General features: G+C 61.0%; 8 protein-coding genes. 6 read left to right on the top strand and 2 right to left on the bottom strand.

The genetic code is table 11. The features are described from left to right. Positions 1-232 precede the first annotated feature (232 nt). The 6 genes from Q2T52_RS26365 to Q2T52_RS26340 are packed head-to-tail and all read left to right on the top strand — an operon-like array spanning position 233 to position 5415. Positions 233-1162, top strand: coding sequence for an AAA family ATPase (locus Q2T52_RS26365; protein WP_302079891.1), 930 nt, complete (start codon positions 233-235; stop codon positions 1160-1162). A 4-nt stretch (positions 1163-1166) separates the two neighbouring features. Next, positions 1167-2426 carry a vWA domain-containing protein gene (locus Q2T52_RS26360; RefSeq protein WP_302079890.1) on the top strand — a complete coding sequence of 420 codons (1260 nt, stop codon included), beginning with the start codon at positions 1167-1169 and terminating at the stop codon, positions 2424-2426. Further along, entirely contained in the window at positions 2423-2746 is a 324-nt protein-coding gene (locus Q2T52_RS26355) for an XdhC family protein (protein ID WP_302079889.1), read from the top strand. The genes Q2T52_RS26360 and Q2T52_RS26355 overlap by 4 nt, the downstream gene beginning before the upstream one ends. Beyond that, positions 2743-3459, top strand: a complete 717-nt coding sequence (locus Q2T52_RS26350; protein WP_302079888.1) for an XdhC family protein — start codon at positions 2743-2745, stop codon at positions 3457-3459. The genes Q2T52_RS26355 and Q2T52_RS26350 overlap by 4 nt, the downstream gene beginning before the upstream one ends. After that, on the top strand, positions 3456-5087 hold the full coding sequence (locus Q2T52_RS26345) for a molybdopterin-binding/glycosyltransferase family 2 protein (RefSeq protein WP_302079887.1): 1632 nt from the start codon (positions 3456-3458) through the stop codon (positions 5085-5087). Before Q2T52_RS26350 ends, Q2T52_RS26345 begins: the two co-directional genes overlap by 4 nt. 4 nt (positions 5088-5091) lie before the next feature. Next, entirely contained in the window at positions 5092-5415 is a 324-nt protein-coding gene (locus tag Q2T52_RS26340; RefSeq protein ID WP_302079886.1) for a TfoX/Sxy family protein, read from the top strand. A gap of 3 nt (positions 5416-5418) precedes the next feature. Here Q2T52_RS26340 and Q2T52_RS26335 read toward each other — a convergent pair whose 3' ends face one another. Then, positions 5419-5856, bottom strand: a complete 438-nt coding sequence (locus tag Q2T52_RS26335; RefSeq protein ID WP_302079885.1) for an NUDIX domain-containing protein — start codon at positions 5854-5856, stop codon at positions 5419-5421. Positions 5857-5866: 10 nt separating this feature from the next. Further along, a complete protein-coding gene (locus tag Q2T52_RS26330; RefSeq protein ID WP_302079884.1) occupies positions 5867-7339 on the bottom strand; it encodes a DEAD/DEAH box helicase in 1473 nt (490 codons plus the stop codon). Positions 7340-7373 lie beyond the last annotated feature (34 nt).

Here is a 7373-nt window from a genome sequence, read left to right as displayed (position 1 = left end):
TTCAAGCCGGTTTTGCGCAGATCCTGTCCATGGCATCTCGGGCAATCCATCCGCGACCCTCCTCTCCAAATCACCTGCCGGAACCAAATAGAATCCCGAAAGCTGATTCTGTAAACACTGCCCCTTGATGGGGAGGTAGGTCATTCGCTGCACCGCCTAGGCATAAAATCCGACGCACGTAGAACTGGACCGGTGCCTTGCGGCGCGTTAGGTTTCCCTGATGGGAGGAACCATGGCCGATCACCTTTCCAATCCGCTGCCCGACACTATCGATGAAACCGTCTCGCTTCTGGCGGGGCAGAATTACCTCGCAGGCCGAAGCCTTGCGACAGTGGTGTTCCTGGCGCTTCGCATGAAGCGGCCGATGTTTCTGGAAGGCGAAGCGGGCGTCGGCAAGACGGAGATCGCCAAGGCGCTTGCCAAGGGGCTCAACCGTCCGCTGATCCGTCTGCAATGCTATGAGGGGCTGGATATCGCTTCTGCGGTTTACGAGTGGAACTATCCGGCGCAGATGCTGGATATCCGCCTGTCGGAAGCGAGCGGTCTGCAGGATCGCAAGAGTATTGAGACGAGCCTCTATTCCGAACGCCACCTGATCCGCCGTCCTGTCTTGCAGGCTCTGGGCGAGCCGGGACAGCCGGCACCCGTCTTCCTGATCGATGAATTAGATCGTACCGATGAAGCCTTCGAGGCGTTTCTCCTGGAAGTGCTCTCCGATTTCCAGGTGACAATCCCGGAGCTTGGCACGATCAAGGCCGCCGAGCCGCCGATCGTCGTCATCACCACCAACCGCACCCGCGAGATCCATGACGCGCTGAAGCGGCGCTGTCTTTATCACTGGGTCGATTATCCCGATGCGGCACAGGAGTTGGAAATCCTGCGTCGCAAAGTGCCTGGCGCTGCGGATGCTCTATCCCGCCAGATCGTTGCCTATGTGCAGAAGCTGCGCAGCATCGATCTCTTCAAGAACCCCGGCGTTGCCGAAACCATCGACTGGGCAACGGCGCTGACCGAACTGGACCGGATTGCGCTCGATCCCGAAACCATCGCCGATACACTGGGAACACTGCTCAAATACCAGGAGGATATTGCCCGGCTGAAGGGCGGCGAGAGCGACCGCATCCTCTCCGACGTCAAGGCGGAACTGCTGGCAGCGGGGTAAGGTCATGGTGGCGGCAATGCTTGGCGATGGCGCCGTCCTGCCGCCTGTTCCGACCGGAGACGGGCGGCTTGCGGAAAACATCCTCTATTTTTCGCGGGTGCTGCGACGTGCGGGTCTGAAGGTCGGGCCACAGGAAAGTCTGGATGCCGTTGCAGCCGTCGAGGCTGTCCGCATTGGCGGCCGGGAGGAATTCAAGGCAACGCTGGAAGCCATCTTCGTCAAGCGCCGGGAAGATCTGGCTGTCTTCGACGAAGCCTTTCGCCTGTTCTGGCGCAAGCGCGACCTGATTGAAAAGATGATCGCGATGATGTCGCCCAAGGCCGCATCCTCGCAGGCCAAGGAAAAGCCGAAGCCTGCGGCAGCGCGCGTGAAGGATGCGCTGGTGGCGGAACAATCGCGGCCGCAGGCGAAGGAAGCGCCGCCTGAGATCGAGACGGATGCCCGTTTCACCGCCTCCGGTTCCGAGGTATTGCGGCATACGGATTTCGCCCAGATGTCCGCTGCCGAACTGGCGCTGGCGCGGCGCGAACTTTCCAGGATGGCGATGCCATTCGACAAGGTTGCGACACGGCGGTTTCAGCCGTCCAACCGTCCGCCGAAGATCGATCCGCGCGCCAGCCTTCGCCAGGCGATGAAAATCGGCGGCGATCTGATGCTGCCGCGTTTTCGCAAGCGTCGCCACGTGGAGCCGCCGCTGGTGGTGCTGGCCGATATTTCCGGCTCGATGAGCCAATACACTCGCATCTTCCTGCACTTCTCTCACGCCATGATGGAGAGGCGACGCAAGATGCATGTATTCCTGTTCGGCACGCGGCTTTCGAATGTGACGCGTGCACTGCGCCGCCGGGACCCGGACGAGGCTCTGGCCGCCTGCACGGCAACCGTCAAGGACTGGTCCGGTGGCACGCGGATCGGCCAGACACTGACCGAGTTCAACCGGCTGTGGGGTCGCCGGGTTCTGGGGCAGGGTGCAGTGGTGCTCTTGCTGACGGACGGGCTGGAGCGCGACGGCGTCGAAGAACTGGAGCGCGAAATGGATCGCCTGCACCGGTCCTGCCGGCGGCTGATCTGGGTCAACCCGCTGTTGCGATTCCAGGGCTTTGAAGCAAGGGCGCGTGGCGTAAAAGTGATGTTGCCGCATGTGGACGAATTCCGTCCAGTACATAACTTAGAGGCAATCGGCGATCTCGCGGCTGTGCTGTCAGGTACGACCGGCAGGCTCTCCGCTGATCCCCGCCGCTTTCTGGAAAGGACTTATCCATGACTGTCATCGATGATCCGCTGACCATTGCCGAAGACTGGCAGAGACAGGGCCGTGATGTCGCCATCGCCACTGTTATCGAGACCTGGGGTTCGGCGCCAAGGCCCACTGGCAGCCACCTTGTCATTGATGGCGAAGGCAACTTCGAAGGTTCGGTGTCAGGTGGCTGCGTCGAGGGTGCGGTCATCACCGAGGCTTTGGATGTCATCGCATCCGGTGCGCCGCGCATGCTGGAATTCGGCGTGGCGGATGAGACGGCCTGGCGCGTCGGCCTTTCCTGCGGCGGGCGCATCCGCGTTTATGTGGAGAGGCTGGCCGCATGAAGCTGGCACTGCTGGAAAAATTGAATGCGGCGCGGCGCGCGCGTCAGGCCGTGGTCCAGATCGTTTCGCTGGATGGCGGCGAGGGTTTGGTCATCGTTGAGGGAGAGGCGACACCGGACGCTTTTGCCGAGGCGGTGCAGAGTGCTTTCCTCAGCGGCAAAGCGGGCAACGTGGACGTGGAGGGCCGGCCATTTTTCATCAACGCCTACCTGCCGCCGCCCCGCATTCTAGCCATCGGTGCCGTCCATATCACGCAGGCGCTGGCTAAGCTTGCACCGGTAGCCGGCTATGATATTTCGATTATCGATCCGCGCACGGCCTTTGCCACGCCGGAGCGTTTCGAGGGGATCGACCTCGTGGCCGACTGGCCGGAGGATGTTCTCAGAGAACGTCCGCTGGATGCCTATACGGCGCTGGTGGCGGTGACGCATGACCCGAAGATCGATGATTTTCCGCTGGCCGATGCGCTTCGAAAGGGCTGCTTCTACGTGGGGGCACTCGGAAGCCGCAAGACCCATGCGAAGCGCGTGGAGCGGCTGACGGCGCTTGGTCTGTCCTCGACCGAGATTGACCGGATCAAGGCGCCGATAGGTCTTGATATCGGTGCCGCAAGCCCGGCGGAAATTGCGGTTGCCATTCTCGCGGAGGTGATTGCAGCCTATCGCTGCCGTTCGCTTGCATCACCCGTTGCACAAGCGGGTGCCGCACAATGATCTTCGGTGAAGTGCCTGTTGTCGACGCTCTGGATGCGGTGCTTGCCCATAGCGTTTCCCATTCGGGTGGACGGTTCCCAAAGGGTCATGTTCTGAGCTCCGGGGATCTTGAAATTCTGGCGCAAAGCGGCGTCCAGCAGGTCGTGATCGCCCGTCTGGAGCCGGGTGATATCGGCGAGGACGAGGCGGCGGAGCTGATTGCCAGCGCCATTCCCGGCGCATATCTCCGGCGCTCTCCTGCAGCCACGGGCCGCGTCAATCTCTACGCCACCGAGAGCGGTCTGTTCTGCGCCAATCGATCCGTTGTCGATACGCTCAACCGGATTGATCCCGCGATCACGCTCGCCTGTCTTGCCGATCGTGCGCCTGTTCAGGCGGGTGACATGGTCGCGACAGTGAAGATCATTCCCTTGGCAGTTGCAGGCGACAAGGTGGAGCAGGCGCGGAGTGCGCTGGCACTTGAAGCACCGTTCGTCATCAAGCCGTTCCGGTCGCACAACGTGACTTTGATCGCGACCGAACTGCCGTCGCTCAAACCCTCCACGATGGACAAGACGCGCAAGATCCTGGAGCAAAGGCTTTCGCTATCGGCCAGTCCACTGGCAAACGAGGTGCGTGTGGCGCATGCGCCGCAGGCCGTGGCCTCTGCCATTTCGGAAACCATGGCGGCAGCGTCCGACCGGCCCAAGCTCATCGTGGTGTTTGGTGCTTCGGCAGTGGTGGACGCGGCAGATGTCATTCCAGCAGCCATAGAGCTGGCGGGCGGCGAGGTGGAGCAGGTTGGCCTGCCCGTCGATCCCGGCAATCTGCTGGTGCTCGGTCGCATCGGTGCCGTGCCGGTCGTCGGCGCGCCGGGTTGTGCGCGTTCGCCCAAGGAAAACGGTTTCGACTGGGTTTTGAACCGTCTGCTGGCGGGTGAATATCCGGATCGCTTCGAATTGACTGGGCTTGGGGTGGGAGGTCTTTTGATGGAAATCCCGACGCGGCCGCGGCCGCGCGAAGAGGGGCAGGCGGAGCGGCAGGCGCTGAAGGTCGGCGCGCTGCTGATGGCGGCTGGTCAGGCAAGGCGCATGGGTCATGCTGGTCACAAGCTGCTGGCTGAATTTTCCGGAAAGCCGCTGGTGCGGGATCGTGCCGAAATGCTGCTCAAAAGCCAGGCCCGCCCCGTGCTGGCCGTGACGGGGCATCGCCGCGTGCAGATTGATGAGGCGCTGGCCGATCTGGATATCGTAAGGGAATTCAATCCGCTTTTTACCGAAGGCATGGGCTCATCGCTGGCCAGCGGTTTTGCCTCGGAGGTGTTGCGGGATCTGGACGGCGTGCTTGTGATGCTGGCGGATATGCCGGCGGTGACAGCAGAACATATCGATGCGCTGTTACGCGCCTTCCAGGAGAATGGCGGCGGCGTGATCGTACGCGCCTGCGGACACGGCAAGCGTGGCAATCCGATCATCCTGCCGAAGGCGCTGTTCGACAAGGTGCGGCGACTGGAAGGCGATGTCGGTGCCCGTGCCTTGATCGAAGGTTCCGGGCTTGCCATCATCGAAGTCGAGATTGGAGACGCTGCCCATATCGATGTGGATACGCCGGATGCGGTGGTGGCCGCCGGCGGGCGCTTGCAGGAGTAACGCCTTGGATAATGCCGCCATCGAAGAGATGTTTGAATGTCTTGGGCCGATTACTATTCGCCGCATGTTCGGCGGAAAGGGCATCTACCACGCAGGCGTCATCTTCGCGATTGAGATCTATGGTGACATTTTGCTGAAGGCGGACGCGAGAGCGGCCGCAGACTTTGAAGCTGCAGGAGCGAGGCAGTGGACATATGAGGGCAAGAGTGGCAAGCCCGTCGCCATGCCCTACTGGTCCGTACCAGATGAGGCGCTGGACGATCCGGATATCATGGCGAAATGGGTTCGGCTGTCTTATGAGGCAGCGGTCCGATCGACGGCAAAATAGATCCTAATTCGTGCCGGTGGCTCGGAGTGCCATCAGAGCACGATAAGCGTCCGCAGCAAACCGCGACAGCGGTTGCGGCGGATTGTCCAGCGGAAACCAGCCGAAGTCGTGAAACTTGTCCGGCTCACGAAGAGTGGCCTGACCGGTATAGTCAAGAGTGCCATATATCTGCGACACCCAATGCTGGTTCAGGTCAGGGAAAAGTTGTTCGGAAACGCACAGGAATCGGATCGTTCCGATGGTCAGCCCTGTTTCTTCTTCAGCTTCGCGTCTGGCGGCCTCGGCTGAATGCTCTAGAAAGTCAACCTTGCCGCCAGGAATATTCCAATACCCGGCTTCCGGCTCTTTTTTCCGACGGTAGAGCAAGACGTGTAGGTCGTCGCTGACGATCAAAAGTCCTACTCCGACGCCTGGCATGCGGAGATCGACTTTTGTGTCCATGGCGAAAACCTCAAGCCTTTGCGTTGGCGACGATCAACATGAAAGCCGGGATGTCATCGCCAAAACCAACTGGCGTCGGGCCGTCATCGTGGTCGCGGTGGCGGTTGCGGCGATCGCGCTGGTCGTCATTGGCCGGATAGGGACGCGCATTGCGGCCACCGTGTTGGGCCTTACGATGGTCTGCCTTGTGATGCTCGCTCGTCACGTTCTCCGTCCTTGCCTGGATTGGTGCATCTTCGGTTTTCGGGTTAATGTCGCGGCTGCGCGGTTCTTCGCGGCGCTTGCCACGACCCTTGTCGCGCTCACGACCCTTGCGTCCGCTGTCGTGGCTCTCAGACGGCGGTGGCAGGGCGGAGAGATCACCATCCTGCCATTCAATCTTCTGGCCGATCAGCTTTTCGATCGCGTCCACATACTTAGTGTCAGACTTTGTCACGATGGTGAACGCGCGACCCGAGCGACCGGCGCGGCCCGTGCGACCGATACGGTGAACGTAGTCTTCGGAATGAATCGGCACATCGAAGTTGAAGACGTGGCCGACATCAGGAATATCGAGGCCGCGTGCGGCAACGTCGGAGGCGACCAGAAGCTGAATATTGCCGTCCTTGAAGTTGGCCAGCATCGTGGTGCGGGAGCGCTGATCCATGTCGCCATGCAGCGCGCCGACCGAGAAACCATGTCGGTCCAGCGAACGGAACAGGTCAGCTACATCCTTCTTGCGATTGCAGAAGATGATAGCGTTCTTCAGATCGTCCTGCGCGCGGATCAGGTCGCGCAAGACGGCGCGCTTCTCGTAATCCTTGTGGTTGGAGGCAACCAGTCGCTGCGTCACCGTCTTGGCGGTGGAGGAGGGCGGTGCCACCTCGATGCGCTCAGGGTTCTGCAGGAAGCGATCTGCCAATTTCTGGATTTCCGGCGGCATGGTGGCCGAGAAGAACAGGGTCTGGCGCGTGAACGGAATGAGCTTGGCGATCCGTTCGATATCCGGGATGAAGCCCATGTCCAGCATGCGGTCTGCTTCGTCGATCACCAGGATTTCAACGCCGGTCATCAGAAGCTTGCCGCGCTCGCAATGATCAAGCAGGCGACCTGGCGTGCAGATGAGAACGTCTGCGCCGCGCTCCAGCTTACGATCCTGCTCATCGAAGGAGACGCCGCCAATCAGAAGGGCGATGTTGAGCTTGTGGTTCTTGCCGTATTTCTCGAAGTTTTCCGCAACCTGCGCTGCCAGTTCGCGTGTCGGCTCCAGGATCAGGGTGCGCGGCATGCGCGCACGGGCCCGGCCCTTTTCCAAAAGCGTCAGCATCGGGAGCACGAAGGAGGCCGTCTTGCCGGTTCCGGTCTGCGCGATACCGCAAACGTCGCGTCGCTGAAGAGCGACCGGGATCGCGCCAGCCTGGATCGGCGTGGGCGTGGAGTAGCCCGCGTCTGTGACGGCGGATAGGACTTTCTGGCTCAGGCCAAGATCAGCGAATGTGGTCAATGAGAAAACTGTTTCCGTTCCGGTTCATGAAGAA

Source organism: Rhizobium oryzicola, from assembly GCF_030504645.1.
In the GTDB taxonomy this organism is placed as follows: Bacteria; Pseudomonadota; Alphaproteobacteria; order Rhizobiales; family Rhizobiaceae; genus Neorhizobium; species Neorhizobium oryzicola.
This window is presented reverse-complemented; position numbering and strand designations above follow the sequence as displayed.

Excerpts from the sequence above, each read along its gene's own strand:
- Q2T52_RS26365 (WP_302079891.1), top strand. The coding sequence starts at position 233 with ATGGCCGATCACCTTTCCAATCCGCTGCCCGACACTATCGATGAAACC.
- Q2T52_RS26360 (WP_302079890.1), top strand. The coding sequence starts at position 1,167 with ATGGTGGCGGCAATGCTTGGCGATGGCGCCGTCCTGCCGCCTGTTCCG.
- Q2T52_RS26355 (WP_302079889.1), top strand. The coding sequence starts at position 2,423 with ATGACTGTCATCGATGATCCGCTGACCATTGCCGAAGACTGGCAGAGA.
- Q2T52_RS26350 (WP_302079888.1), top strand. The coding sequence starts at position 2,743 with ATGAAGCTGGCACTGCTGGAAAAATTGAATGCGGCGCGGCGCGCGCGT.
- Q2T52_RS26345 (WP_302079887.1), top strand. The coding sequence starts at position 3,456 with ATGATCTTCGGTGAAGTGCCTGTTGTCGACGCTCTGGATGCGGTGCTT.
- Q2T52_RS26335 (WP_302079885.1), bottom strand. The coding sequence starts at position 5,856 with ATGGACACAAAAGTCGATCTCCGCATGCCAGGCGTCGGAGTAGGACTT.